Raw genomic sequence first — 25,657 nt, forward strand, 5'->3', positions numbered from 1 at the left:
CGGTGATGGAAGGAAGTTTTGGACCCCATAAAACGGCCTACGGCCTGAATAAAATCAAGGTTAAGGGAGAGAAACGAGAAATGATGCATGTTTTCTTCGCTGTCATGATGGCCAATGCTGTTAAGCTTAGCAAACGGAAATCAGAGAAAACACCCCTACTTCAGGCTGCATAAACTTAAGTCGGAAAATGTCATGGGATCAGTGTGTCCATACTATTCAAAATAGGAAATTCTTCAGATTTACAAATAGAAACATCTGTAATTTTGTACTTTTCCAAGAATCTAAACACCTAAACATCGAGGATCAAAATAAAAAAAGCTGAACTTCATCAGTCCAGCTCTTATGTTTTCCTTTGGCTAAAGTAATTATCAAGTACGCCCTAAGTACTAAACTATATAAGACCAGAACTATGAGGCTTAGATTACAGAATCTAAAATCCAGACTCTAATATCTCATCTCTGCTCCCTAATTACTCACTCTTTTAAACTTATTGAAATCAGGCTTTCTTTTCTCTAAAAAGGCATTTCTTCCTTCTTTTGCTTCCTCCGTCATATAAGCTAAACGAGTAGCTTCACCCGCAAACACCTGCTGACCTACCATACCATCATCAGTGGCATTAAAAGCAAATTTCAACATTCTGATTGAGAGTGGTGATTTTTCCAGTACTTCCTGAGCCCATTGGTAAGCTGTATCTTCCAGCTCTTCATGCGGAACAACAGCGTTTACCATTCCCATGTCAAAAGCTTCCTGCGCTGAATAGTTTCTACCCAGGAAGAAGATTTCACGGGCTCGTTTTTGCCCTACCATTTTAGCCAGATAAGCTGAACCGTAACCTCCATCAAAACTGGTGACATCGGCATCTGTTTGCTTAAAAATAGCATGCTCTTTACTGGCAAGGGTCATGTCACACACAACATGTAGACTATGACCACCGCCTACTGCCCATCCTGGCACTACAGCTATCACTACCTTGGGCATGAAACGAATCAAACGTTGAACTTCCAGGATATTAAGCCTGGCTACACCATCATCTCCCACATATCCTTGTTCTCCTCTTGCTTTTTGATCTCCACCACTACAAAATGCATATACACCGTCTTTAGGGGAGGGTCCCTCAGCCGAAAGAAGTACAACTCCTATTTCGTCATCCTCACGTGCATGTAACAATGCATCAAACAATTCAGAAGTAGTTTTTGGTCGAAATGCATTCCTTACCTCTGGCCTGTTAAAAGCTATTCTGGCTACATTTCCTGCTCTTTTGTAAGTAATGTCAGTATATTCTTTTACTGTTGTCCACTGTATTTTGCTCATTTTATATATGTTTTAAATGCTTCAAATGTTTTTTGATTTGTGATACTATCTGATTTAATTTCTAAAAGGGAAGTATGTTCTGATTCAAGAAAGAGTTCAATTTTAGCTTTAAGTTTTTCGAAAGAATTAGCCTCCAAATGCTTTATGTTAAACTCATTGGACAAGCATTGAGCATTAAGGGTTTGTTTGGTTTCGAAAAAATTCTCAAGTTCCGGCTGGTCACGCGGGCCGGGTATCATTCTGAAAATAGAGCCCCCCTGATTATTGAGTAGAATTATTTTCAGGTTGCGATATGGATATTGGTGCCAGAATGCATTCCGGTCATAAAAAAAGGCTACATCCCCTGTTATTAAGAGGTGTTGCTTATGATTGTTAGTAATCGCATGCCCCATAGCTGTACTATTAGAACCATCAATGCCGCTGGTACCTCTATTTACCCAAACTTTTTCTATTGGTAAGTTCTTTAACCCTATAAAGTTTACATACCTTACACTTAGGCTATTAGCTAAATGAAGTTGCGTTGGCTGCTTTAAGTTAATTAAAACCTGATGTAAAGCTGATAATTCATTGAAATCAGAAGTGTTACTATTTAAAAACTCCGAAGTCTTTACTTGCTTTTTATCTTCATCATTCTTCCACAAGTATAGAAATTCATTGTTCTTGGCTTCTGCCTCACCTATAATTTCTAAAAAGGAGTAGGGCGTACAGCTCACCAATTGTTGAAGTGTTTGAAAAGGATCTGAAATAAATTGCAAAGCTTCGCTTACATGCCACTGACTTTTAGTGTGGTTTCTTAGAAATAACTTCAGATTTTTCGAAATAATGCTTTTTCCCATACTAATCAGTAAATCAGGGACGTATTTATCGTCAGCTACTTTTACCAACGACATACACAAAGTATCTGTAAGGGTGATGGCATTTTTTAAATTATGTCCATTTGAAATTACATCCGCATAAACAGGAATATTCAGCTTCTGAGAAATTTCATCAATCTTTTGTAGAAAGTCTTGATTATAATCCTCCTGTCCCAGTAAAAAAGCCACTTTGTTGCACGCTGAGAATTTTTCAAGCAATTGGGCTTTTGCATCTGCCTTTAACTCTTTTATTCCTGAAAATTGGCTTATTATTGGAATATGGGGATCATATTTCCACTCAAATTCTTTTGCCGGGTAGAATGGCTCCCGAAAAGGAATATTAACATGAACTGGTCCTTTACTTTCTACCTTGCTCAATAAAATACTTTCATTAATTATTCTGTAGGCTTGCCATTTAGCATCTTTATGTGATAGGTCAACAGGAAAATTGTATGAGTTTTTTACATGCTTTCCGAAGATGTTTTCCTGCCTGATGGTTTGCCCATCCCACTGGTCAATCCACTCCGGAGGCCGGTCAGCAGTTAAAATTAGAAGAGGGATCTGCTGGAAAAAAGCTTCAGCAATAGCTGGAGCATAATTTAGTGCAGCTGATCCGGAAGTACATATTATTGCTGTGGGATTTTTACCTGCCTGCGCCATTCCCAAGGCAACAAATGCTGCTGAGCGTTCATCACTAATAGAGAAACAATGTATATGAGGATGGCGTGCAAACGCTAATGTTAAGGGAGCATTTCTGCTACCGGGTGAAATGATTGCTTTAGAAATTCCCTGACGATAGCAGATTTCTGCAATATTATTGATAATATCTTGTTGCATAATTAAGATGCAATTTAAGGATTGAGCGGTTCAATTTCACTATATTTCAATCCTTTTGTGCTTCTTAGGAATGCTTTTACCCAACCCACTTTTATTTTGGCCTGCACTTTGAGAGGGACTTTATTTTTATCATCTGAAACCCAGACAGTCATGTCTTCACCACCATCAAAAATGGTTCCTTCTACCAGTAATGCACTGAATTTTATGGTCTTGTAGATTTTTCCATCCGGCATTTCCAATTCTTCTTTGCCAAGATACCGTACAAACAGGTTATGAATTTTCCCATCTACAATCAAATTAAAAGGTATTTTTTGCTCTGGTTGAAACCCTTCAAAGTTAAGGTTGCGGGCATAATAGATAGCTGATAAAACATCCCAGATGCAATCTTTATAGGGTAAAGTTTTTACCTGCTTCTCATCCTTTTCACTGGTGATAATAGAGGATTTGATAATATTTTGCTCATCCTTAAACCAGTATTTTTCATCAACCTTGTAGCCTCCTTCGTTGGTATTTCTGTGAAAATAAAGAGGTTTTAATTGTTGAATTGTGCCAATCGCGTCAAAGGAATCCCTTACTTTATATACCCAGTCCCACTTGGGCATTGATCTGCCATAGCCCTTAAACCAATAAGCATCTTCGCCCTCCCATTTAGCATCTTCTACTGCAAATTTTACCTCAGCAGCATCTACCCAAATAATTCCCCAGTTGTACTTAACATCATACCATATCTCTTCACCTGCTTTGTAAGCGGTTGATTGAGGTAGACATTGACAAATACTTAACTGTGGGGAAAGAAGTAATGTGATAATAACAATGAAAGAAATCTTACTCATAAAGAGAATAAACGATTTGTAAATATATTGTTATTTATTTTAGGAATAATTTCATAGAGACCTTTTCTCATGATTTTGGTTGTATGTAGCAACTTTCTTAGCTTTTTAAATATTCCAGTCATCTTAAATATGTAAATCATTGTAAAAAAAACGCAAAGAATTCCAGCATATTAATACTTTAAAAGATGATGTAGAGTATAGGTTAAAATTCAACTACATGTTTAGTCTGAACCTTATTTCTTTTCTTTTTTTTCTTAAATTTTCTACCATACCATAAAAGGCTACCTGTAACAGGTAGTGATGCTACCACCAGACTTGCAAGAAATGCTATTATTTTACCAGGTAAGCCTGCTATGGCTCCTACATGGGTATCATAATTCATTCTTATAATTTTATCAGAAACACTTGCCTCATCATACTTTCCATAATAGGTGTCCGAGGGTACTTCTTCCAAAGTGTTTTGGTCAAAATATACAAAGTCGGAATTATAAAATACTCCGTCTTGATTAGAGACTTCTACATAAATAGAGGATGAATCAGTATATGGCAAGTGAATCTCATAATCATTTGCGTTAGGATACTCTTTCTGTAATTTAACAAGTAATTGATCAATAGGTTTTTCTTCCTGTGCTCCATTATATTTGGAAGCGTTCGGAATAAGAAATGTAGCTTTTTTATCTCCACCCATAACGCGGTAAGCTGCTTCGTTTACTATAGGAAAGGCCATTATCAAGCCTGTTAAGATAAAAACCAGAGCAAATACGCTTATGTAAAAACCCAGGATGCTGTGTAGATCGAAGTTTTTCCTTTTCCATTTTGTAGTTTTTTTCCAATCAAGTTTAAATCGCTGTCTTAAGTTTTTCTTGTTTCTAGGCCACCAAAGGTAAATCCCACTTAGTACCAGAATAAAGAATAGTACCGTAGACCATTTTACTATTTGCGTTCCAATTTTTTCAGGCAGCCATAAGTGAATATGACCATCCAGTACAAAAGCAAAAAAACCATTTAAATGATCCTCTGTTTTCAGAACATTTCCTTCAGTGGGATGAAGAAAAATGGAACTGTAGAATAAAGGCTCCGGCTGATAAAAGATTACTTCTACAGGTTTAGTTATATCATCATATAAAATACCATGAATCAATTTCCCAGGAAATACATTGTGGGCAATTTCCTCGGCTGCTGAAATGCTTATAAAAGACTTATCAGATGGATCAAATCGCAATTCTTCCTGAGAAAATGATTTAATCTCATCTTTAAAAGCCCATAGGCAGCCGGTAATTGCCACAATAAACACTACTAAACCCGATGCCAGACCTATAATAAGATGGATTTTGCCAAGTACTTTTTTCATCAATTTAAAGTTAATTATTGCCACTACAAACAATAATAGCTCGGGTACACACCCGAGCTATTTAATCTTATTATTTGACTATTCCTTCTCAATTAAAATTTAAAATTCAGGCTGAGCGAGACATTTCTTAGATTTTGAGGTGTAATGGTTGACCATCCGGAGAAATACTTTTCATTGCTAAGATTATTTACTTTGAAAATTAGATCATACTGAAATGTAGAATAAGATAAGGAAGCGTTAAAAACCTGGTAGGCTGGAAGTATGAAAGTTCCTGTACCTGCTCTGTTTAAGGTTTTATATTCACTTGCACTATTTCCTCCAAAACCAATCCCCAGTCCTCTTAGAGAGCCAGTTGGAATAGTATAGCTTGCCCAAAAGTTAATGAGTTCTGCAGGTCCGGCTTCTTCAGGTCTCAATCCCAAATACCCTGAAGCTTCAAAGTCCTTCGTTACTTCACTGTCATTATAACTATATCCGGCAATAATATTCAAGCCATTTACAGGGTTAGCAGCTAAACTTAATTCATAGCCCTGACTAACAACCTCTCCACCTTGAATTGAATTGTTGATGTTTTCAGGATCAGTCATTAGTCTGTTGGCAACAGTTATGTGATAGTAGCTGGCAGTAGCACTAATTCTATTGTTAAGGAAGTTTGATTTGATTCCACCTTCATACTGATTAGCATTTTCAGGATCAAAAGTTTTAATTCTGGGGTTTGAACCATCAACATCAGTTACCTGCTGTGGGGGAACGTTTGTAAATCCATTCATATAATTACCAAAAACTGAAAGTTTCTCTTCTAATACCTGGTAGACTAAGCCAAATTTTGGAGAAAGAGCATATTGCAGATCAATTTCTTCCTGAGCATAAATAGAAGGCTTGCCTCCGAAACGGTCTAATCTCAAGCTCGCCATAACAGAAAGTGCAGGCGTTATATTGATTACATCTGAAATGTACGCACTTATTACTTCATTTGAAGCCTCATTAATACCTGAATAGTCGTCTTCCAATAAAGCATTTGTTCCTGCAGAAGTTAATATACCTGTATCTTCCTGAGTTTGAATATTCACAGTTCCATTTTGCGCATAAGCAGAGCTGTTATCTGTAAGTAGAGAGTTGTAATAATCTAATCCAATTACCATTCTATTTCTTAAACCTGCAATTTTAAAATCTCCTATAAAATTTTGTTGAATATCAGTTGTATTCGTTTCAGTATTTCTCTTGGAAATATATCTGGCAAAGCTCTCTCCGTCTGTCAGATCCCATAAATACTGGTAGAATCCATTTGCCTTTGTATTGCTTCGAGATACTACTGATTGGGAAGTCCAGCTATCAGAAATTTTATAGAGTGCCTGGGCTTGTAATCCGAATGATGGATTTTTAATGTTTAAATCATTGGATGTGAATGATTTTGTATAGGATTTCTGAAATACATTGATGTTGTTGTAAGATAATTCAGCATTTCTGTTTAAGAAAAGCATAGGAGCATTAGCACTCTCGTTCGATAAAAACTCCGTATTTACCAGGAAAGTTAACTTTTCACTGGGAGTAAATTTTAAAGAAGGTGCAATAAAGAATGATTTACTGTACCCTGCATCCTGAAAGGAGTTTTGCTTATTGTAAGCCATGTTCACTCTGGCAAATGAATTGTCTGATATTTTTGTGTTCACATCAGTAGCAATTCTGTTTAAGCCATTGCTGCCAGTGATGTAATTAATAGAACCTCCAAATGATTCGTATGGCTGTTTTGTGGTGACATTTATTAAACCACCATAAGAAATTACCGGGCTCCCGAATAAAGTTCCTGTTGGCCCTTTTATGATATCCAGAGATTCAATGTTGGCAGGATCCAAACCTCCACTATTAATGGCAGGCATTCCGTTAACTAATGTGGGCTGCACTGAAAACCCTCTCATTGAAAAGAATTCGGCTCCATCTCCCCCTCTTCCGGTAGATTCCCACAGCCGTATAACTCCCGTGGCATTTTTTAGTGCATCGTTAAAATTTGTTACTACCTGTTCTTTCAAAATTGACTTCGGTATGGAATTATATACCTGAGGATTTTCTATATCTTTTAAAGGTAGTTTAGATACAATAAAACTACTGTCTTTGTGGAATTTGTTTTTCCGGGTGTAACTTACAGTGATCTCATCTAATTGTAGAGCATCATCTTTTAAAATAAAATCGATTTGTAGATTCTCATTTTTCTGAACCTGAATTTGTCTTTCTGATGACTGATAGCCCACAAAAGAGCTTACTAAATTATAGCGGCCTGGCTTGATAGAAGTGATTGTATATTTACCTTCCTGATCGGTTACAGCTCCCAGGTTAACCTCCGTCAGTACCACATTCACAAATTCAATCGGGGAGCCATCCGGATTTGTTACTTTACCTGTGATTTTGCTTTGTGCAAAAATTGAGTGCATTCCGACTAAGAGAAATATCGGTAGTAAAAATTTACGCATCTTTATAGTGATATAGAATTTATTTAGATTGATTAAAAACAATGCAAACTTATATTTTATTTGTAATCAATCCAAATAAACGTAAATGCTATTTTTAAATACTATAAAGAAAATTGAAAGCAATTAAATTTTACTATCAATAAGAAATATGGCTATTAAAATCTCTTTTAGTTCAAACATAAATTGATTTTCATTTTATCAGTACCATGCTACCTCTTAATATTTAATTCTTTAGTACTTTAGCATTTTACGAATTTATAATCAATGACATTAAAAGAATTACTTACCGCCTTTGGCAATGGAATGTGGGGCACACCTTTATTGATTCTCCTAATGGGTGGTGGATTATTTTTCATGCTCTACTCACGCTTTCTTCCTTTCAGATATTTTAAACATGCTATTCAAATACTTAGAGGAAAGTATGATGGGGAAAAGAGTGAAGGGGATATTAACCATTACCAGGCACTATCCACTGCCTTAGCAGCCACTGTAGGTATGGGCAATATAAGTGGAGTGGCAGTTGCTATTACAATGGGAGGTCCCGGAGCTATATTCTGGATGTGGGTAAGTGCTTTTGTTGGTATGGCAACTAAGTTTTTCACCTGCACATTAGCAGTGATGTATCGGGGGAGAGACTCTCTTGGCCAACTGCAGGGGGGGCCTATGTATGTGATTCGTGAAGGGTTAGGTAAAAAGTGGCAGCCTTTAGCTATACTATTCTGTATTGCTGGTATTTTCGGTACTATTCCTAGTTTTCAGTCAAATCAGCTAACCGCTGCATTAGGAGAGGGGTTATTGATTCCTTTGGGGATAGAAATGACTTTCGGTGTTAGAATTAGCATAGGTATTATTCTTGCTGTTATTGTAGGCCTTGTAATGTTAGGAGGAATAAAAAGAATTGGTGTGGTAGCTGGTAGTATGGTTCCGGTGATGGTAGCCATTTATGTTATTGCTGTAGTGGCAATTTTACTGTTAAATTATGAGCTGGTGCCTCAATATTTGTTATTGATTTTTACTGATGCTTTTACTGCTAATTCAGTTTTGGGTGGAGCAGTAGGGGCTATTATTGTAGCGGGTGCCAGGCGGGCTGCATTTTCAAACGAAGCAGGCATAGGTACAGCTCCTATGGCTCATGGTGCAGCTAAAACCAATGAGCCTGTTCGTGAAGGGCTGGTAGCCATGTTGGGGCCAGCAATTGATACTATTATAGTTTGTACCATGACTGCTTTAGCTATTTTAATTACAGGAATCTGGCAGGAACATACAGAAGGTTTAAGTGGTGTGACTCTTACCATCAAAGCATTTGACGATACTCTAATAGGTGGAAGATATATATTGATGATAGCTTTATTAATTTTTGCTATTACTTCTTTATTCAGCTATTCTTACTATGGAGCAAAATGTTTCTCTTACCTGTTTGGGGCAAAGCATATTCATTATTACCAGTATTTTTATATTGGAATGGTGGTGTGGGGCTCTGTTACCTCGTTAGGTGCAGTTATAGGGCTTATTGATGGAATGTACGCGCTTATGGCTTTTCCAACGATGATTTCGGCACTCATACTGTCTCCTAAAGTAATAAAGGCAGCAAAGGTTTATTTTCAGAAAGTTGATTTGTAATTGAACTAGGCTCTTTATGAAAAATAAATTTCATTTATAAGCTCTGTACTTTTGGCCTCTATATTGATATTTACAATATTTAAATCTAAGTAATAAACCTGCAGTTTAAGCCAGAAAAAATCATCTGGGTATGTCCTTGCATACTAGTTACTATTTCCATTTCATTTTAAAAATGATATACTTCACTAAGTGTCATAAACTACAGAATGTTTGACTTATAAATAATACCATACTTGTGCAGGAAATTATTGCCTTCCTGTTGATGCTCGGTTGAACGAACTTGGCACCTTGTTGCTAAAGCCGATTTAATACAATTTTGGTAGCCTATGATAAAGTATTATCCATCAATATTTTCTTTCAATAAGATAATGAAGCCAATATTGGCTATTTTATCTTTTGTACCGGTATTAATATATTATTAAAACCTTTGATCATAAATATTATTATTTTACACTTGTGAAGTTTTAACCTAAATTTTACAATTATGATTGATCAAAAAATTAATTTTTCCCTATTGAGTATTTTATTTATTTCCCTGTTTAGTTTTAGTAGTTGTGATGATTTGGAAGAGACAAGTTCTTTACCTAACCAAAGTCTATTAAATAATAATTTAGTAGTTCATTCTATAGATGATGAAATCAGTTACTTCAACGATTCCTTTGGTTATAATACCGGAGGTTGGACTGCAAGTAAAAATCCTAGAATGTCTGCAGATGTAAATGGTGATGGAAAAGCTGATTTAATTGGTTTTGGTGATGCCGGGGTTTATGTTTCTTTATCAAATGGAACAAGTTCAACTTACCGAGAAAATTGGGTTAATTGGACTCCGCCAACTTTTACTGTTAATGGTGGTTGGGAAGTTTCAAAACATCCTAGAGCAGTTGCGGATGTAAATGGCGATGGAAAAGCTGATTTGATCGGTTTTGGCAATGAAGGCGTGTTTGTTGCTTTATCTACCGGTTCAGAGTTTACTTATAGAGAGGCGTGGTATACTTCTTCTCAAAATACTTTCTGCGTAGAGGGCGGTTGGGATGTTTCAAAGCATCCTAGAGAAGTTGCAGATGTAAATGGAGATGGGAAAGCTGATATAATTGGTTTCGGGAATGATGAAGTGGTTGTAGCATTATCTACTGGTACTGGATTTTCTTATAGACAACCCTGGTATACCTCTAGTCAAAGTACATTCTGTTTTAACGGTGGTTGGGAAGTTTCAAAGCATCCTAGAACAATAGCAGATGTAAATGGTGACGGAAAGGCTGATATAGTAGGTTTTGGAAATGATGAAGTATTTGTAGCATTATCCACTGGTACTGGATTTTCATACAGACAACCCTGGTATACCTCTAGTCAAAGTACATTCTGTTTTAATGGCAGTTGGGAAGTTTCAAAGCATCCTAGAACAGTAGCAGACGTGAATGGTGACGGAAATGCTGATATAGTGGGTTTTGGCAATGAAGGTGTATTTGTTGCATATTCTAATGGAAGTTCATTTCAGTATCGTCAACTCTGGTCAAATAATTTTGGTTACAATGATGGTTGGGATGTTATTTTACAACCTCGTGTTACAGCAGATGTGAATGGTGATGGCAAGTCTGATATTATAGGATTTGATTTAGATGGGGTTTATGTGACTTTCTCTAATTTATAATAAGTAAAGGCAATTAATGTGTCAAAAGGGGACTTCTTTGAGAGGTCTCCTTTTTTTACTTGTATTTTAAATTACTTAATATATTAATTTAATCCCTGTTTGATCTTTAAGGCGCTAGTACTATTTTAGATAAAATTCCAGATGTGAATTTCTTAAAAATAAATATTGATGCGTTAAAGCAAAAATTACATTTGTATAAAAAAATAATTAATTATACCCACCTAATATTTGCTGTATGTTTTGTTGAGTTTTAACATAGAATTCATGTTGTTTCTGATCAAATAGTTCTTTGTAGTAAGCTTCCTTCCCTATTAATAAGTCAACAGAGTGAAGGATTCTTTCCGTAATGCTTGTAATATCTACTTTAAGGTCAACCAATAATTCAAGGGTTCCAAGGTCTTCCATAAAAAACCTCATTTTGTTATGGGTCGACAAAGTAACAATCTTACAGTTTAAGCCGAAAGGAATCATTTGAGCATGTCCTCTCATCCCAATTACTATCTCCATCTCATTGTAAAAGCGGTATACCTCTAAAGGTGTCATAAACTGGAGAGTGTGAGATTTATAAGAGACACCATGTTTATCCAGTGAAATCCTGAACTTATTGTCTTCTTGCAGATGACCTGTTAAATGGATTTTAAAACCCATCGTTTCTAACTTCTTTACGGCTAGCGCAACCTGATCTAGGGTTTCGTAAATTTTAGATCCAAATCGTTTTTCGTACCTGTCAAATGCCATATTAATGGCTATGTTCCGGGACTTAACTTTAGCAGGTAGCTCTTGAGTGAGTTGCCTTATAATAGTAGTTGTACAAGGTTGATAAACTATCTTATCTCTTAAATCAGCATCCACCAATTGCTTGACAGCATCAATGCTACCTGAGTTTCTTAAGCCAATAAACTTTACTTTCTTTACAAGAGCATTTAAGTTTTTAATAAAAAAGTCATTGGGTTTCTGACCTGGAAAATAGTTGTAGCCAACAGCAAAAACAGCAATAGGTGCGGTAATTTGTGATAATAAATCGGCACTTATGGGCCATTGCCACCCGCTTTTATCATTTTTATTGGTATCCGGTAGAAAAAGGCCTCCGCCTCCAATTATAATGAGTTCTGCTCGATTGTAATGTTCTACAGATTTTTCAGTGACTTCTTCCGTTACTTTATTTAATTGCCACTGTATGGATACTTTTTGATTAAAGGTATCCCTCACAGTTTTTGATAATACTGTGTCTCCTGCATTTTCCCAACCCCTAAAATAAGTCAAATGCTGAAAAAGATGCTTTCCACCTTTATTTTTTTCTTTCCGAACGTACTTAAGTTCCTTTAAAGCATATTTACCAAAAAAGGATGCTTTTTTCAGGTAATCATTCTTTTCAGTAAATAATCTAAAGCCAAATTCCTTCAGGTTTATATCTTTTTTCAGTTTTAGCGAGGGTGTAATTTTAATCAAATTCTTTACTATGGCAGCTTTTCTTTTATATGTATTAAAAGCAGCTTCCTTAAATTCAGGTGTCTCATTCTTTGCTACCACAAAGAGAGCCGCGCCATAATATCCTATTTTTTCTACTTTGAAATATTGTGAAAATAGGAGGTACACACTTGCCGCATTAAAATATTGCAGGTGGGGTTCCCAATAAGTGTTTTTCAAATCACCCCATGAAAATATTTCCATAGAAGGGAATTCATGTAAAATGGTAGCCCCTTCAGCGGCTACAGATTTTAATCTTTGCAGGAAATCGTGAGGATCAGGAACATGTTCTATCACGTGGAATGAACAGATAAAATCAAACTTTTCGGAACTTTGAAAATCCTCCAGCATTACGCCTTGCTGATTAAACCCATACTGGTGTTGAGAATAGTCTGCAAAAATTTTATCCGGCTCGACCCCTTCTACTTCAGCACCATTTAGCTTTAGAATATGAAGAAATGACCCAATGGAGCTACCAATTTCAAGTGCAAAATCAATTTTATCGGGAATATGGTCTTTGTAGAAATCAAATCTCTTAAGGGCTCTTTTATCTAACTCTTTAATTTTTTTGGAAGAAGGGGTAGCGCTATCCCTGAATTTTTCAGAAAACTCACCACTGGTATAAATATCTGTTTCTTTTCGGGGTATTTGTTCAATATGATTACACTTGCCGCATTTTTTAAACTCCAAAGGGAAATTGTCTCTCGTTATATGCTCAAATATCTTGATGTTTTTGCTTCCGCAAATGATACAGGTACTCATATAAAATTCTTTAAAATATGTTCATCTACGAATTCCCGAAAGGCTCCCTGTCCACCGGATTTTTGGAGTTTGATTATGTTAGGAATTTCCTTAATTCTAGATATTGAATTAGCAGGACATGCTGCAACTCCTACTGTTTTTAATACTTCTTCATCATTAAGGTCATCACCGATGTAAGCAATTTCATCTGCACTAATCCCGGTTTCTTTAATGATCGACTTAAGTTGAGAAGCTTTATCTTTAATGCCATGAAACTCAAAATCTAATTGAAGCTTTTTTGCTCGTTTTCTATTAAGAGCAACATCTTCAGCAGTTATGATACCTGTTTTAATGCCCCTGACCCTCAAAAGTTCGAAACCTTTTCCATCATATGTGGAAAATTTCTTCAATTCATCTCCGTTTTCGGAGTAATACATACCAGCATCAGTCAGAACCCCATCAACATCAGATAGAACAAGCTTAATAAGTTTTTTATCTTCCGATGGCAAGTTGTTATACTTGAGAATTAGCTGTTCGGCTAATTGCCAGTCCCATGGTTCATCTATTTCCAGTTGAGTATATTCCGGCATTTCATAGATTCCTATTTTTCCTGAAAGCCTGTTCTTGTCTTTAATAATATTAGCAACTGTATTAATATAGAAGGCACCATTTTCTATTAAATCACCTTCAAAATCCTGTCTCCTGGGCCTGTTTTTATAATCATAATTAATAGGTTGTCCATTTCTATCCCAGAAAAAGCGTTTAATGCGTGCACAGGTTAATAAGGAGTCGTAGTTACCATTTTGGTATAATTTCAATGCTTGATCAAAATCAACAGCTTTTGTGAAAGGGGAGGTAGCCTGGGCTAAAATGAAAATAGTGTCAGAGGAAACGTTGGCTTCCTGTATATACTCTAATATTACACTCTCTGTTGATGAATGGTCGGCCGCATTTTCCTCTTTCCTATGGTAGATTTTTACCTTACTTAAGTGGAAACCTCTTACCACATTTGCAATAGCTGTACTATCTGTGGCAACAATAATTTCATCTATAGAATCGCTTTCCTGCAGAGCAGCAGTTATGTAATAGACTAATGGTTTTCCATTTAGAAGCTTAATATTTTTTAAAGGAATTGATTTGCTCCCGCCACGTACCGGTATAAAAGCTATTTTTTTCAATTCCTGAATTTTAGTTTCTTCCGTTGTACCTCTTCAATAGGTAATATTTCAGTAGGTTTATAAGTAAGAGATTTGTAAGCAGCATGTAGGTCTCTCACTAATTTTTTTAAACCTGTTGGCTCCAAAGAAGCTGCATGGTCAGTTCCTTTCCATGTTCTGTCTTTAGTAAAATGTCTTTCAATCCATCTACCACCCAATGTATAAGCAGCTATATCTACAGCAATGCCTAAGTGATGTCCTGAGAATCCAATTTCAGCTACTCTATGCCCAAAATTTTCATAAATTCGGTTAATTTCCAGCATGCAAATATCTTCAAATGGAACAGGGTAGCCTGATGTACAATCATAAATTACTAATCTGTCCTTCGCCTGATCTGTTTGCTCAAAGAATGACACTATTTCTTCCTCTTCATGGTGGGTAGTCATCCCAAAAGAGATATGTACCCCGCCTTGGTATTCATCTCTTAGTACTTTAAGTAATTCATAATAATTATTACAAGCAGAAGGAACTTTTATATAATCTGGTTGTAAAGAAATTATTTCTCTGGCAGATGTTACATCCCAAACGGAAGTAGCGTATCCTATGCCAATTTGCTCACAATACTTTTTTAATTCAGCATGTTGCTCAACTGTAAGTTCAAGATATTCTCTGTGTGCTCCATATGTTTCACCGTAGGAGTTGGCCGGATTGGGATGGGGTGCTTCATATTGATCTTTGCTAAGTAATTCTTTATTATTTCTTTTTTGAAACTTGGCATAATCAGCTTTACATTCTTTCGCAAGGTCAATCAATTCTTTAGCTATTTCGAAATCACCTTTATGATTACAACCAATCTCAGCAACCGTTTTCGGTGCTTTATACTTAAAATTAAATCCTTTACTCATTTTTATAGGTTTTGATATAGTCTTCAATACTTTTTCTTTCAAAAGCATCGATGAAGGAATCTTCTGTTCCATTGTAGATTTTTACATTTAGGCTATTTGCGTAGTCATTTATAACAAAATAACCATAAAAAGCCAAAGTAAATTTACTAAGTACCTCATAAAGATTTCTACTTCCTTTTCCTCTTTTATCTAAAGGTTTAGCATCAGATTTATCTTTATCGTAGAAATGTTTCTGATTTAGTAATACTTCATTGTTTTTTGTTACAGCTAAATCTCTCAGCCATGTATGACCTACCCCTAAAAGTAAAATATCCTGAATATGTCTTTGTAAGCAGAGACTTAAGCAAGGAATCATCACATTGTGCGGCCTTGGCATGCCTAGCTGTTTTCTATAGCAAAGATAGTTAAAGCTTTTAATACCTTCTACAGCATTGTTATTGTAATACTGTATTTTTATGTGCGGATTGTTTTTAAGAGGCTCTTGCCAGCGTTTATATCTTTTTGCTTCAAAAGGGATGAATAAATTAAAATCCCATTTAGTTTTCGTTGCTATATTATTAAACAACTTGTTACTGTTTTCTACAAAGTTCACATCAATATCATCCAGCCACAAATCAGGTGCACCTGTAACGTAAAATTTAGGTTTTATTATTTCAAATTGATCTGTAGAAGGAAAATGGTTTACACAAATTACTTCTGTCTCATTCGGTATTTTATTAATTGATTTGAGCTCGTCTACTAAGGACGGCCCATTGCCTAAAATGACAAAATGTTTTTTATGGGTGAGATCAGTAATTCTTTTACCTCTTTTTCGGACCAAAATTATCATTTTCAGGATAGAAAAAGTGGTTAGGAAAATATTTTCAAACACTCGTTGTATTGGGGACTTAAAAATATTCATTATTAAAAAATATTTGATCTGGTTAGCAAGCCTTTAATTACCCAAATTCTAAATTTAATCAACATTAATGCAGCATTAAATTTGAGCCTCAAACAATAGGCTAGAAAGAGTGCTATTGAGGCGGCAATCTTTATAAGTTCACTCCATACTTTCTTACTCCACTGTTTAAGACCTGCACCTCTTAACCTTTTTCTTTCACTGCTTCCTACACCAATGCCTAAACCTCTGATGTACTCCTTTTTAGTCCGTTTTTCTGGTATAATGTGATCTACTGTAACGGAAGGCACGTAGTGAATTACTTCATTGTTCTTCTTCATCCTCAAAAACATCTCCTTTTCATCTCCTCCTTCCAACCCCTCAGCTCTACGGCCAAGTTCTGTGTTGAATAAGCCGTATCTCATAAAAACATGCTTTCTGAAGGACATATTTGCCCCAATGGGAAATTTATTTCCAGAAAATTGCTTTGGCTGACTACCCATATCAATTGCTGAGACCAATGTCAATAGGTATCTGGACATCCATTTTGGTTCTTTGCCTTCATAAACTGGAACAATCTTACCTCCCAACGCCTGTACTTCAGGATTTGTATCAAAGTAGTTTTGGATGTTTTCTATAAAATTATCACCTACGAAAGCATCATCATCAATAAATGTAAGTATTTCTCCTGATGCTTCGCTAATCCCTCTGTTTCGAGCGTAAGTATGGCCTTGATTTTCCTCTAGAAAATAGTAAGCATTCCTATCATTTTTTCTTACAAAATCGCCAGCTATATTTGGTGTGTTGTCGGAGCTTTTATTGTCAATAATTAATATTTCATAATACTCCTTAGCAGCTGTTTGGCGAGACAAATGCTCGAGACAATCAGGTAAATATTTTTCTCGATTATAAGTGCATACAATAACTGAAACCATTCAATTAAATCTGTTTTTTGATGCTGTAGACAATGCTTCCAATTATTAGCAGGATGAGTAATATTGAACTTCCCCACATTATTTTATTGCCGGTATAGTACGCTGCAGGTTTAAATTCAAATCTTATCTCATGATCTCCTGCTGGTATTTCCAATGCTCTCAGAACATAATTCGTTTGTAAAATATCTACTTCATTGCCATCAATATATGCTTTCCATCCCTTAGGGTAAAATATTTCAGAGAAAATTGCCAATCCGGCATTACTATTTGAGCTTTTGTACAATAAATCATTAGGAGTATAATTGGCTAGTTCTATAGTGCCATCAGAAAAATTAGTGCCAGATATATTGAACCTCTCTGAATTTATTACAGCTTCATTTTTAGTATTAATTTCACCAAGCACTGATATTTCTTCATCTGGAGAGGATACTTTTTTCACCTTTTTTACAAACCATGCATTTCCTAATGCCGCTTCATTCCGCACAATTTGTCCAGCCTGATCACCAAACTTTAGATATTTAGTGTTTAGCATATTAAGTACGTTCAGCTCAGAAAAATCAGTACTTCCACTACGGAGTATTTCTATGGCAGTACCTATTTCACTTTGCAAATGATTCTCTATTAAGTCCTGATAGCGCCTCATTTTAGCTCCATGATATCCACCTATAGAAGAGTGGTAGTAGGAAGTTCTGGCTTCATTAAAAGGGTTGTTAAGGTTTAGTACTCTATAATGCGTTTTATCTGCAAGGATTTGTTGGTCTGCTTCTGTTGGAGCAAAGAATGCTCCTTTTACATCCCTTTTGAAATTTTCTTCATTAAGGTATCTCTTAGCAACAGGAATGTAGTCAGCAACTAATACCCCTGCAAGCGATAGCAAAGCAATTTCTTTTTTAATTTTTCCTTGCTTCATGTAAAATAGAATGGCTCCTGAGGCAATTATAAAGAAGAAAGATCGAATAGTGTCTATACGGAACATGCTGGCTCTTTGATCCCTGATAAGATCAACTAACCATGCCTGATCTCCCAATTGAGCATCAACAGCACCTCTAAATCTCATCACAAATGATACCCCAATAAGTAGCAAGCATAAACCCGCTGTAATTCCTAAGGCCTTCAAAAACTGCTTTTTGTTTTCTTTCCACTCACTTTCAATTAATTTTTGCACGCCAATGAAGCCTAAAAGAGGCATACAGAGGAAGGGTATAGCTACTGTCATTGAAACAGCTCTAAATTTATTATATCCGGGAAAATAGTCAAACATAAAATAGTTGAAGGCAGAGAAATTATCTCCCCAGGAAAGAATGATGCCAAATACTGATGCAGCTATTAACCACCATTTTACATAACTTTTAACAAAAAAGGCCCCTAAGATAAACAGGAATACTATTATGGCTCCCATGTAATAAGGGCCGGAGGTAAAGGGCTGGTCACCCCAGTAGGTTGGTACAGAATTAACAAAACTCTTGATTTGCCCACTACCTGCTCCTTTCTTCCTTAGACCTTCCGCTAAATCTGAATTCATGGAGATTTTTTCTTGTGTTGCTCCTCCATAAAAATTGGGTACCAGAAAGGTCATAGGTTCCCAAATTCCGTTGCTCCAGGCAAAGGCATAATCTCTGTCCAACCCGCCTGAAGATTCAGTATTTGAACTAAGCTCAGCTTTTCCACGGATTGAGTACTTTCCGTACTCATAAGCAGTCCAAATTTTTCCGATATTGGCTCCTATGCCTAATAAAACGGCTAAAAATAGTATGCCTATTGTTTTCCCGAAACCTGGCAGTGTTTTATTTTTAACTGCATCTACTAATTTGAATACTCCAAATATCATCACTATCAATAACAGGTAATAAGTGATTTGGTAATGGTTGGAGCTTATTTCCATGGCCATAGAAACGGCTGTTAAAGTAAAGCCTAGCAAATATTTTTTCCGGAAAGTCAAAATTATTCCTGCCAAAACCAAAGGCATATAACTTATAGCAGCTACCTTCCAGATATGCCCTGCTTCCACACTTATAAGAAAGAAAGTATTAAGACCGAAAGCTATACCTCCTGCAATTGCCACATAAGGGTTTACTCTGAATACCAACAATAAAATATAGAAAGCCAACATAGCAGTAAAGGTTTGACTTGCCGGAGTGGGAAGCCACAGACTTGCCGCTTGTCTAATGTACCTGGTTAATTCGCCTGACCAATGAACGTTGATTAAGTAGGCAGGCATACCGCTAAACATGCCATTTGTCCACAAGGCTTCTTCACCTGTAGCTTCTCTATATTCTACAATATCTTGATTTGCGCCTGCACCTTGTAATATGTCGTTCTGATTAAGAGTCTTATTCTCCATAAACAGTGGCCAATACATAATTATATTCAGAATAATAAAAACGATGATTGCAACTATATGAGGAGCTAAGCTCTTGAGATTTAATTTCTGATTCATTGTAAGAAGGCTTTTGTGTTGCAATAATAGTCATTTATAAAATTGCCCCAAAATTTATAGTAATCTGGTTTAGTACAATTAACATTTGAATTAACACGTCATTAGAAGGGAAATAAAGCTAACAACTCAAAGTTTAACCCTTCTTTTAGATGGGATATTTGAGTAAATTGAAACTTCACTCTTAAAAATTATGCTTATGAAACGGTTCTTCATTTTTTTATTTTGTACTTCTTTGTTTTTTTATTCCGAAGCCCAGGTTGCAAGTTCCAGGGAGCAGATAGCAATAGCTGTAAAGGCCGCTCCTCCTGAAAAACAAGCAGCAGCTAAAGTATATGGATATAATCAACAAGGTGAAATGGTACTGATGCGGGCAGGTAGTAACGAGATGATTTGTGTTGCCGATGATCCGGCTAAAGAAGGCTTCCAGGTGGTTTGCTACCATCGGGATTTAGAACCTTTTATGAACAGGGGGAATGAATTGAGAAAAGAAGGCAAAAGACCGGATGAAATTTTTGCGATCCGTGAGAAAGAGGCCAAAGCAGGAACACTTAAAATGCCAGCTAATCCTACAACGCTTCATGTGCTATACGGAGGAAATGATGTTAAATATAATACTGAGACTGATGAAGTGGAAAATGCCAGACTAAGGTATGTTGTGTATATTCCATTTGCCACTGCTGAATCTACAGGTTTACCAATCAGGCCCTTGGTGCCGGGCGGCCCCTGGATTATGGATCCTGGTACGCATCGAGCACATATTATGATTTCTCCAGATTATAACTAAATTTATTATCTTTAAGAGTAAAAAATATTAATTCATTCCATTTATGAAATTATTTGTACTACCATTCATCATTCTTTACTGCATTACTTATTCTCTTTACAGCCAAAATGCTCACCAATTAGCGATGCAAAAAGCTGATGCCATTGAGCAGAAAGTAATTGAATGGAGAAGGTATTTTCATGAAAATCCTGAATTGTCAAATCGGGAATTTAAGACAGCTGAGAAAATAGCTGCACATCTCAAGAGCTTAGGGCTTGAAGTGCAAACAGGAATAGCACATACGGGTGTAGTAGGTATTTTGAAAGGTGCGAAAAAAGGGCCTGCTATAGGTCTGCGTGCTGATATAGATGCTTTACCTGTTACTGAAAGAAATGACCTGCATTTTAAATCAGAAGTAGTTACAGAGTACAATGGGCAGAAAACAGGGGTAATGCATGCTTGTGGTCATGATACTCACATAGCTATAATGATGGGGGTGGCTGAAGTTTTAGCAGGTATGAAGAAGGAACTTTCGGGTACAGTAAAATTCATTTTCCAGCCAGCAGAAGAGGGCGTGCCACCAGGAGAAAGGGGAGGAGCCAAAATGATGGTGGAAGAAGGAGTATTGAAAGATCCTGACGTGGAGACTATTTTTGGATTGCATATTAATGCGGGGACCCCTGTGGGCCATATTAAATATAAAACCGAAGGCATAATGGCTGCATCTGATCGGTTTACCATTAAAATTCATGGGAAACAGGCACATGGCTCTACTCCCTGGGCCAGCGTAGATCCTATTGCGGTTTCAGCACAGATCATTAATGGGTTGCAATATATTATTTCCCGGGATGCCGAGCTGACTAAAGAAGCAGCGGTAATTACAGTTGGGATTATGCAGTCTGGAGTTCGTTTTAATATTATTCCCGAGGAAGCGCATTTAGAAGGTACAATTCGTACTTTGGATAAAGAAATGCAAAAGAAAATTCATGATAAAATCAGACTTACTGCCAAAAATATTGCTGAAATAGCAGGGGCCACAGTAGAGGTCGAAATTCAGGAAAACGCACCTCTCACTTACAATAATATTGAATTAACTAACAAAATGGTTCCTTCTTTAATAAAAACAGCTGGTGCTGAAAATGTACATGTAATGAAAGCCATTACCGGAGCAGAAGATTTCTCTTATTTTCAAAATGAAATCCCCGGGCTATATTTCTTTATTGGCGGACAACCAGCCAGCAAAAAGGAAGGACAAGCATTGGGGGGGCATCACACACCGGATTTCTATATTGATGAATCAGGAATGATTACAGGAGTGAAAGCCTTTTTAAATTTGACACTTGATTACATGGAAATAACTAAATAACTTGAAGTTTAAAGAAACTTTTATCTATTATTAAAAACCAAACCTATACATTCCCAATTCTCTGCCTTCTAAAGTAAAATATTTACCCATTAAATTAGCGGTTAAACAAGAGTGAATGGGTAAGATGTATAGGATATCTCCAATTTTGGTCTGCCGTATAAATTCATCAGTTGCATGAATGGTTCCATGCTCCTGCGACAACTTTTTCATATATAAGCCAGGTGTTGGATTGCCCCATCCGTAAGCTGATTTTTGTGCAACTAGCCCATACATGCTAGTGCCTGATTCATTTTCAATCCGGTCTTTAGAGAAATGAACTGCACCTCCATATACGACAATTTCATTTCTTTCAGGATATTTCGCTACGACAGGGCAGGCCAATGCCACTGCTATTTCTTCGTAACTGCAAGATCCAATTTCGGCTTGCATTACATCATAAAAAATAAAGTTGCCGGGCCTCATTTCATCAACTCCCTCAAAATTTTCACTCACACTACAGGTGGGTGTGTCCCCATTGGAAACTATAATTTCGGGGTATTTTTTTTGAAAATGATTTTTTAAAGAGCGCATTTTATCGCTAGTGAAAGCATGAATTTCATCAATTTCTGATTTTCCTTTGGCTTGGTAAGTATGGCCAGCATGTTGAAGAAACCCTGTAAAATGGAGTAACTTATTTTGTTGAATTATGTCAATAATTCCAGCAATTTCTTCGTAATCTTCAGAAGAAATGCCTGACCTGTTATAGCCCGCATCTACTTCAACAAACACATTTAACTGATGTTGTACGAAATCAGATAAAATCCTGGCTGTTTCAGTAGATTCAATGCATAAGTTTAATGTGATGGTTTTAGCTAGTCTGTTTACTTTCTCCTTTTCCAGAACATTTAGGGGAAAAGCTACTGTAATATCTTTCCATCCTGCATGAGCAAAGTATTCAGCCATTCCCAAAGAAGAAACTGCACATTTTTCAATGCCGGCTTCTTTGAACCATTCTCCAACTTCTGCTGATTGGTGTGTTTTAAAATGAGGCCGCAAAACACTCTTACTCTCCTGTGCTTTATTAACCATTTTAAGAATGTTTTTCTTACATTTTTCTTCGTCAAGCAATAAAGTGGGTTGGACAACATTCATGCGATTATTTTTCTAACTTGATTAATTCTCCTCCGTTTTCAACCACCATTTTTATACCAGGGCTGCCATAGTACATCACGCGGCCGGCATTTTCTATACTGCCTACTAAACTGTCTGAAGGATTCACTATGATGTCATTATAGCCCCTTTGAAGTACATTTACTCTTGAACACTGCAATTGGCCTAGTTCAAAATGGCTGTCACTGAAATAAGACCGGACTGTGAGTCTTTGACAATGTCCTATCACTTTAAAATTTGAAATAGAATTACTTATCAAAAGAATATTTTCTGAATTTACCGTTAATTCCACTTTATTCGAGATATCTTTAGCCTCTATTTGCAGGTTCACTCCAAGAGTATCATTATTAAATATATTACCCGAGCTTAAGGATTTAATATTTACCAGTTCTTTAGTGGTATGCCATCTTACCAAAGGCTTTTGGTAGTCTCTTGTCCAGCCACAGAAGTTCTCATTATAAATAAGAAGAGAGTCTTTATCAGAAACAAATTTGATTTTAGGAATTAAATTCTCTCCGTAAATTACCTCAAAATACTCACTTTCATCTTCTATTAGTTCCAGCGTAATATCATCATGAATAACCAGATCATTAAATTCCGAAAAGTCATTTACGAGGATAGTTTTAATATCACCAGTTTTTTTTATGCAATCAAATGCATTTTCTGAACTGCATGCATTAGCAATCAGAAAAAGTAAAAGTGCTATATAATGTAAGTTTGTTTTCATTTTAAAATTTCCATCCTAAACCAATTTCTGCCTGTTCAGCTGTAGCTGCGTGAGTTTTTAAAGAGGCTTGAATAATTAAATGTTCTCTGAACTGATACTTTAATCCATAACGTTGGTAAACGGGCATCCTTGAGTTACTTGGGTTGTATACATAAATGCCTAATTGTGAAATGAAGCCCAAATTTCCAGCTTTTAATTCATGGCCTATCAATAGACCAACTCTTCTGAAATCTACTTTCTTTTCTTCTTCTGTTAAAAACCATGAGCCTTTTATTTCCTCTTTCAATCCATTATTATGAGAATAGTCTATTCCAAATTGCAAATCACTTTTATGATTAAGTGTTTTTTGTCCCATTAACATGATGTTAAAGAAAATTTGAGGCTCCCTTATTTGTAAACTCTTTGTATTCTTGCCGGTAACTGCCAAAATATAAAACTTATAAGGAGCCTCTTCAGGAATAGCTAAAACAGATTCATCTTGTGTTTCATCTTTACTAATAACCCTATAAGAGAGTCCTAAATTAGCAGTAATTAAATTAATTCCTCTGTTGGGTGATTTTAAAGCACCATTGCTGGCATGAGTGATATTAAGGTTTGGAGTCAGCTTAAAATTGTCGTTAAGCTTAATCTCGTAAGTGAGCCTTGTTTGTAGCAGGTAGCTGATGGTGCTACTAATCATCGTATTCTGGTTATTCGCTTCTCGGTCATAAGGATTGGTGCAATAGACTAGCCCTGTGCCAATTCGAATGAATAAAGCAGTGTTTTGCTTTCGTGAAAGGGGTAAATCCATTGCAGCTGAAGCAATAAATAACCTGCCTAATTGTTCATCATTGTTGAGGTTATAATAGGAAAGACCATAATTTACTACTGGTTTGTTGTAAATAGTTTCCCAATATCTTTTTCCATTTAATTCCTGCTGTATATTAAGCTCCAATCCTTCAGGGTGACCACTAATTAAATGGTTAATTTTTTTATTATGAGGCAATATAAAACCTTTTATGGCCTGAGCATTTATCCACCAATCATACGATTGCGAATGACAATTACCAGATAACAATACTCCTGCCAGCAGCAAGAAAATGATTTTTGACTTAAACATGTTAGAAGTAAGAAGATGTTAAACCGCCACAGGTGCTTTAATATGAGCGTGGTGCTGATAATTCAACAGCTCGAAATCCTCGAATTTGAACTCAAAAATATTCTTTACTTCCGGATTGACTTTCATTTGGGGCAAAGGATAGGGTGCTCTTGAAAGTTGTAAATTTGCTTGCTCCATATGATTTGAGTAAAGATGCGCATCTCCTAATGTATGTACAAAATCACCATATTCCAGTCCACACACCTGCGCAATCATCATAGTTAATAGCGCGTAAGAAGCAATGTTAAAAGGAACTCCTAAAAAAACATCAGCTGAGCGTTGATAAAGCTGGCAGGATAACTTTCCATCTGCCACATAGAATTGGAAAAATGCATGGCAGGGAGGCAAAGCCATGTTAGGAACTTCAGCAACATTCCAGGCACTCACAATCATTCTTCTGGAATTAGGCGTATTTTTTATCTGCTCTATTACTTCAGAGATTTGATCAATATGTTGACCATCAGGTGTAGGCCAGTTTCGCCACTGTGAACCATAAACCGGTCCTAAATTACCTTCTTCATCAGCCCATTCATCCCAAATGGAAACACCATTTTCTCTTAGATACTTTATATTAGTATCACCTTTTAAAAACCACAAAAGCTCGTGAATGATAGAGCGCAGGTGTACTTTTTTAGTAGTAACCAGTGGAAAGCCCTTCTGAAGGTCAAAACGCATTTGATAACCGAATACACTTTTTGTTCCGGTGCCGGTTCTGTCACCTTTTTGTATTCCATTATCTAAAATATGTTGCATTAATTGGTGGTACTGCTGCATAACTGAAGATGATTTTAATTTCAAAATTAATCATTCTTCCTGAGAAGCATAACATAAATTTATTTATTTCCGGAGGCAGTATATAAGTAGAGCAAAGAAATTAATAACATTTAAATTATATTGAAGTACATAATAAAAGATGAAGGGAGTTAAGAAAGCCAATTTACCTGAGAAAAAATGTATAACCTGTGGAAGGCCATTCAGTTGGAGGAAAAAATGGGCAAGAGATTGGGGAGATGTGAAATACTGTAGTGAAAGATGCAGGAAATCTTCAGGTAAGAAGGTTCAGGATGTTGTTTAAT

General features: G+C 36.2%; 20 protein-coding genes. 5 read left to right on the forward strand and 15 right to left on the reverse strand.

The annotated features are described in order from the left end of the window. Positions 1-465: 465 nt before the first annotated feature. From IEV85_RS08580 to IEV85_RS08600, 5 genes are all read right to left on the reverse strand, one after another. Positions 466-1,311: a 1,4-dihydroxy-2-naphthoyl-CoA synthase gene (locus IEV85_RS08580; RefSeq protein ID WP_188462285.1), complete on the reverse strand. Its 846-nt coding sequence runs from the start codon at positions 1,309-1,311 to the stop codon at positions 466-468. Then, positions 1,308-3,002 carry a 2-succinyl-5-enolpyruvyl-6-hydroxy-3-cyclohexene-1-carboxylic-acid synthase gene (gene menD / locus IEV85_RS08585; RefSeq protein WP_188462287.1) on the reverse strand — a complete coding sequence of 565 codons (1,695 nt, stop codon included), beginning with the start codon at positions 3,000-3,002 and terminating at the stop codon, positions 1,308-1,310. Before menD ends, IEV85_RS08580 begins: the two co-directional genes overlap by 4 nt. A 14-nt stretch (positions 3,003-3,016) precedes the next feature. Then, positions 3,017-3,835 carry a DUF3108 domain-containing protein gene (locus tag IEV85_RS08590; protein WP_188462289.1) on the reverse strand — a complete coding sequence of 273 codons (819 nt, stop codon included), beginning with the start codon at positions 3,833-3,835 and terminating at the stop codon, positions 3,017-3,019. 202 nt (positions 3,836-4,037) lie between these two features. Further along, positions 4,038-5,186 carry a PepSY-associated TM helix domain-containing protein gene (locus tag IEV85_RS08595; protein ID WP_188462291.1) on the reverse strand — a complete coding sequence of 383 codons (1,149 nt, stop codon included), beginning with the start codon at positions 5,184-5,186 and terminating at the stop codon, positions 4,038-4,040. Positions 5,187-5,278: 92 nt separating this feature from the next. Then, positions 5,279-7,651, reverse strand: coding sequence for a TonB-dependent siderophore receptor (locus IEV85_RS08600; RefSeq protein ID WP_188462292.1), 2,373 nt, complete (start codon positions 7,649-7,651; stop codon positions 5,279-5,281). Between the two features lie 264 nt (positions 7,652-7,915). Here IEV85_RS08600 and IEV85_RS08605 point away from each other — a divergent pair, with 264 nt between their 5' ends. Together IEV85_RS08605 and IEV85_RS08610 are read left to right on the forward strand one after the other, a co-directional pair. Next, complete coding sequence (locus tag IEV85_RS08605; RefSeq protein ID WP_188462294.1) at positions 7,916-9,271, forward strand: alanine/glycine:cation symporter family protein; 1,356 nt, start codon at positions 7,916-7,918, stop codon at positions 9,269-9,271. Positions 9,272-9,755: 484 nt separating this feature from the next. After that, positions 9,756-10,919, forward strand: coding sequence for an FG-GAP repeat domain-containing protein (locus IEV85_RS08610; protein WP_188462297.1), 1,164 nt, complete (start codon positions 9,756-9,758; stop codon positions 10,917-10,919). 207 nt (positions 10,920-11,126) lie between these two features. On the opposite strand, the gene IEV85_RS08615 is transcribed toward IEV85_RS08610, so the two are convergent. The 6 genes from IEV85_RS08615 to IEV85_RS08640 are packed head-to-tail and all read right to left on the reverse strand — an operon-like array spanning position 11,127 to position 19,438. After that, the gene (locus tag IEV85_RS08615; protein ID WP_188462299.1) at positions 11,127-13,148 is read right to left on the reverse strand and encodes a polysaccharide pyruvyl transferase family protein; all 2,022 of its coding nucleotides are present in this window, start codon (positions 13,146-13,148) and stop codon (positions 11,127-11,129) included. Further along, positions 13,145-14,305 carry an acylneuraminate cytidylyltransferase gene (locus tag IEV85_RS08620; protein WP_188462301.1) on the reverse strand — a complete coding sequence of 387 codons (1,161 nt, stop codon included), beginning with the start codon at positions 14,303-14,305 and terminating at the stop codon, positions 13,145-13,147. Before IEV85_RS08620 ends, IEV85_RS08615 begins: the two co-directional genes overlap by 4 nt. Beyond that, positions 14,302-15,189: an N-acetylneuraminate synthase family protein gene (locus IEV85_RS08625; protein ID WP_188462304.1), complete on the reverse strand. Its 888-nt coding sequence runs from the start codon at positions 15,187-15,189 to the stop codon at positions 14,302-14,304. Before IEV85_RS08625 ends, IEV85_RS08620 begins: the two co-directional genes overlap by 4 nt. Beyond that, complete coding sequence (locus IEV85_RS08630; protein ID WP_229712542.1) at positions 15,182-16,090, reverse strand: hypothetical protein; 909 nt, start codon at positions 16,088-16,090, stop codon at positions 15,182-15,184. The genes IEV85_RS08625 and IEV85_RS08630 overlap by 8 nt, the downstream gene beginning before the upstream one ends. Before the next feature lie 2 nt (positions 16,091-16,092). Further along, positions 16,093-17,001, reverse strand: a complete 909-nt coding sequence (locus IEV85_RS08635) for a glycosyltransferase (protein ID WP_188462308.1) — start codon at positions 16,999-17,001, stop codon at positions 16,093-16,095. Between the two features lie 4 nt (positions 17,002-17,005). After that, positions 17,006-19,438: a YfhO family protein gene (locus IEV85_RS08640; RefSeq protein ID WP_188462310.1), complete on the reverse strand. Its 2,433-nt coding sequence runs from the start codon at positions 19,436-19,438 to the stop codon at positions 17,006-17,008. 196 nt (positions 19,439-19,634) lie between these two features. On the opposite strand from IEV85_RS08640, the gene IEV85_RS08645 reads away from it, so the two are divergent. Continuing rightward, the gene (locus tag IEV85_RS08645) at positions 19,635-20,222 is read left to right on the forward strand and encodes a hypothetical protein (RefSeq protein WP_188462312.1); all 588 of its coding nucleotides are present in this window, start codon (positions 19,635-19,637) and stop codon (positions 20,220-20,222) included. Positions 20,223-20,265: 43 nt separating this feature from the next. Then, a complete protein-coding gene (locus IEV85_RS08650; RefSeq protein ID WP_188462314.1) occupies positions 20,266-21,567 on the forward strand; it encodes an amidohydrolase in 1,302 nt (433 codons plus the stop codon). Between the two features lie 30 nt (positions 21,568-21,597). On the opposite strand, the gene IEV85_RS08655 is transcribed toward IEV85_RS08650, so the two are convergent. The 4 genes from IEV85_RS08655 to IEV85_RS08670 are packed head-to-tail and all read right to left on the reverse strand — an operon-like array spanning position 21,598 to position 25,355. Then, the gene (locus IEV85_RS08655; protein ID WP_188462316.1) at positions 21,598-22,698 is read right to left on the reverse strand and encodes an alanine racemase; all 1,101 of its coding nucleotides are present in this window, start codon (positions 22,696-22,698) and stop codon (positions 21,598-21,600) included. Positions 22,699-22,702: 4 nt separating this feature from the next. Beyond that, on the reverse strand, positions 22,703-23,443 hold the full coding sequence (locus IEV85_RS08660) for a GIN domain-containing protein (RefSeq protein WP_188462318.1): 741 nt from the start codon (positions 23,441-23,443) through the stop codon (positions 22,703-22,705). 1 nt (position 23,444) lies between these two features. Then, complete coding sequence (locus IEV85_RS08665; RefSeq protein WP_188462320.1) at positions 23,445-24,542, reverse strand: acyloxyacyl hydrolase; 1,098 nt, start codon at positions 24,540-24,542, stop codon at positions 23,445-23,447. Between the two features lie 18 nt (positions 24,543-24,560). Then, positions 24,561-25,355: a thymidylate synthase gene (locus IEV85_RS08670; protein WP_188462323.1), complete on the reverse strand. Its 795-nt coding sequence runs from the start codon at positions 25,353-25,355 to the stop codon at positions 24,561-24,563. A 139-nt stretch (positions 25,356-25,494) separates the two neighbouring features. Here IEV85_RS08670 and IEV85_RS08675 point away from each other — a divergent pair, with 139 nt between their 5' ends. Next, positions 25,495-25,656 carry a DUF2256 domain-containing protein gene (locus IEV85_RS08675; RefSeq protein ID WP_188462325.1) on the forward strand — a complete coding sequence of 54 codons (162 nt, stop codon included), beginning with the start codon at positions 25,495-25,497 and terminating at the stop codon, positions 25,654-25,656. Position 25,657 lies beyond the last annotated feature (1 nt).

This window comes from Marivirga lumbricoides (assembly GCF_014636295.1).
In the GTDB taxonomy this organism is placed as follows: domain Bacteria; phylum Bacteroidota; class Bacteroidia; order Cytophagales; family Cyclobacteriaceae; genus Marivirga; species Marivirga lumbricoides.

What these genes read in the sequence shown, in the direction of transcription:
- IEV85_RS08650 (WP_188462314.1), top strand. Translation starts at nt 20,266, where the DNA reads ATGAAATTATTTGTACTACCATTCATCATTCTTTACTGCATTACTTAT.
- IEV85_RS08595 (WP_188462291.1), bottom strand. Translation starts at nt 5,186, where the DNA reads ATGAAAAAAGTACTTGGCAAAATCCATCTTATTATAGGTCTGGCATCG.
- IEV85_RS08635 (WP_188462308.1), bottom strand. Translation starts at nt 17,001, where the DNA reads ATGGTTTCAGTTATTGTATGCACTTATAATCGAGAAAAATATTTACCT.
- IEV85_RS08600 (WP_188462292.1), bottom strand. Translation starts at nt 7,651, where the DNA reads ATGCGTAAATTTTTACTACCGATATTTCTCTTAGTCGGAATGCACTCA.
- IEV85_RS08630 (WP_229712542.1), bottom strand. Translation starts at nt 16,090, where the DNA reads ATGAATATTTTTAAGTCCCCAATACAACGAGTGTTTGAAAATATTTTC.
- IEV85_RS08580 (WP_188462285.1), bottom strand. Translation starts at nt 1,311, where the DNA reads ATGAGCAAAATACAGTGGACAACAGTAAAAGAATATACTGACATTACT.
- IEV85_RS08640 (WP_188462310.1), bottom strand. Translation starts at nt 19,438, where the DNA reads ATGAATCAGAAATTAAATCTCAAGAGCTTAGCTCCTCATATAGTTGCA.
- IEV85_RS08610 (WP_188462297.1), top strand. Translation starts at nt 9,756, where the DNA reads ATGATTGATCAAAAAATTAATTTTTCCCTATTGAGTATTTTATTTATT.
- IEV85_RS08590 (WP_188462289.1), bottom strand. Translation starts at nt 3,835, where the DNA reads ATGAGTAAGATTTCTTTCATTGTTATTATCACATTACTTCTTTCCCCA.
- IEV85_RS08675 (WP_188462325.1), top strand. Translation starts at nt 25,495, where the DNA reads ATGAAGGGAGTTAAGAAAGCCAATTTACCTGAGAAAAAATGTATAACC.
- IEV85_RS08645 (WP_188462312.1), top strand. Translation starts at nt 19,635, where the DNA reads ATGAAACGGTTCTTCATTTTTTTATTTTGTACTTCTTTGTTTTTTTAT.
- IEV85_RS08660 (WP_188462318.1), bottom strand. Translation starts at nt 23,443, where the DNA reads ATGAAAACAAACTTACATTATATAGCACTTTTACTTTTTCTGATTGCT.
- IEV85_RS08670 (WP_188462323.1), bottom strand. Translation starts at nt 25,355, where the DNA reads ATGCAGCAGTACCACCAATTAATGCAACATATTTTAGATAATGGAATA.
- menD (WP_188462287.1), bottom strand. Translation starts at nt 3,002, where the DNA reads ATGCAACAAGATATTATCAATAATATTGCAGAAATCTGCTATCGTCAG.
- IEV85_RS08665 (WP_188462320.1), bottom strand. Translation starts at nt 24,542, where the DNA reads ATGTTTAAGTCAAAAATCATTTTCTTGCTGCTGGCAGGAGTATTGTTA.
- IEV85_RS08615 (WP_188462299.1), bottom strand. Translation starts at nt 13,148, where the DNA reads ATGAGTACCTGTATCATTTGCGGAAGCAAAAACATCAAGATATTTGAG.
- IEV85_RS08605 (WP_188462294.1), top strand. Translation starts at nt 7,916, where the DNA reads ATGACATTAAAAGAATTACTTACCGCCTTTGGCAATGGAATGTGGGGC.
- IEV85_RS08655 (WP_188462316.1), bottom strand. Translation starts at nt 22,698, where the DNA reads ATGAATGTTGTCCAACCCACTTTATTGCTTGACGAAGAAAAATGTAAG.
- IEV85_RS08625 (WP_188462304.1), bottom strand. Translation starts at nt 15,189, where the DNA reads ATGAGTAAAGGATTTAATTTTAAGTATAAAGCACCGAAAACGGTTGCT.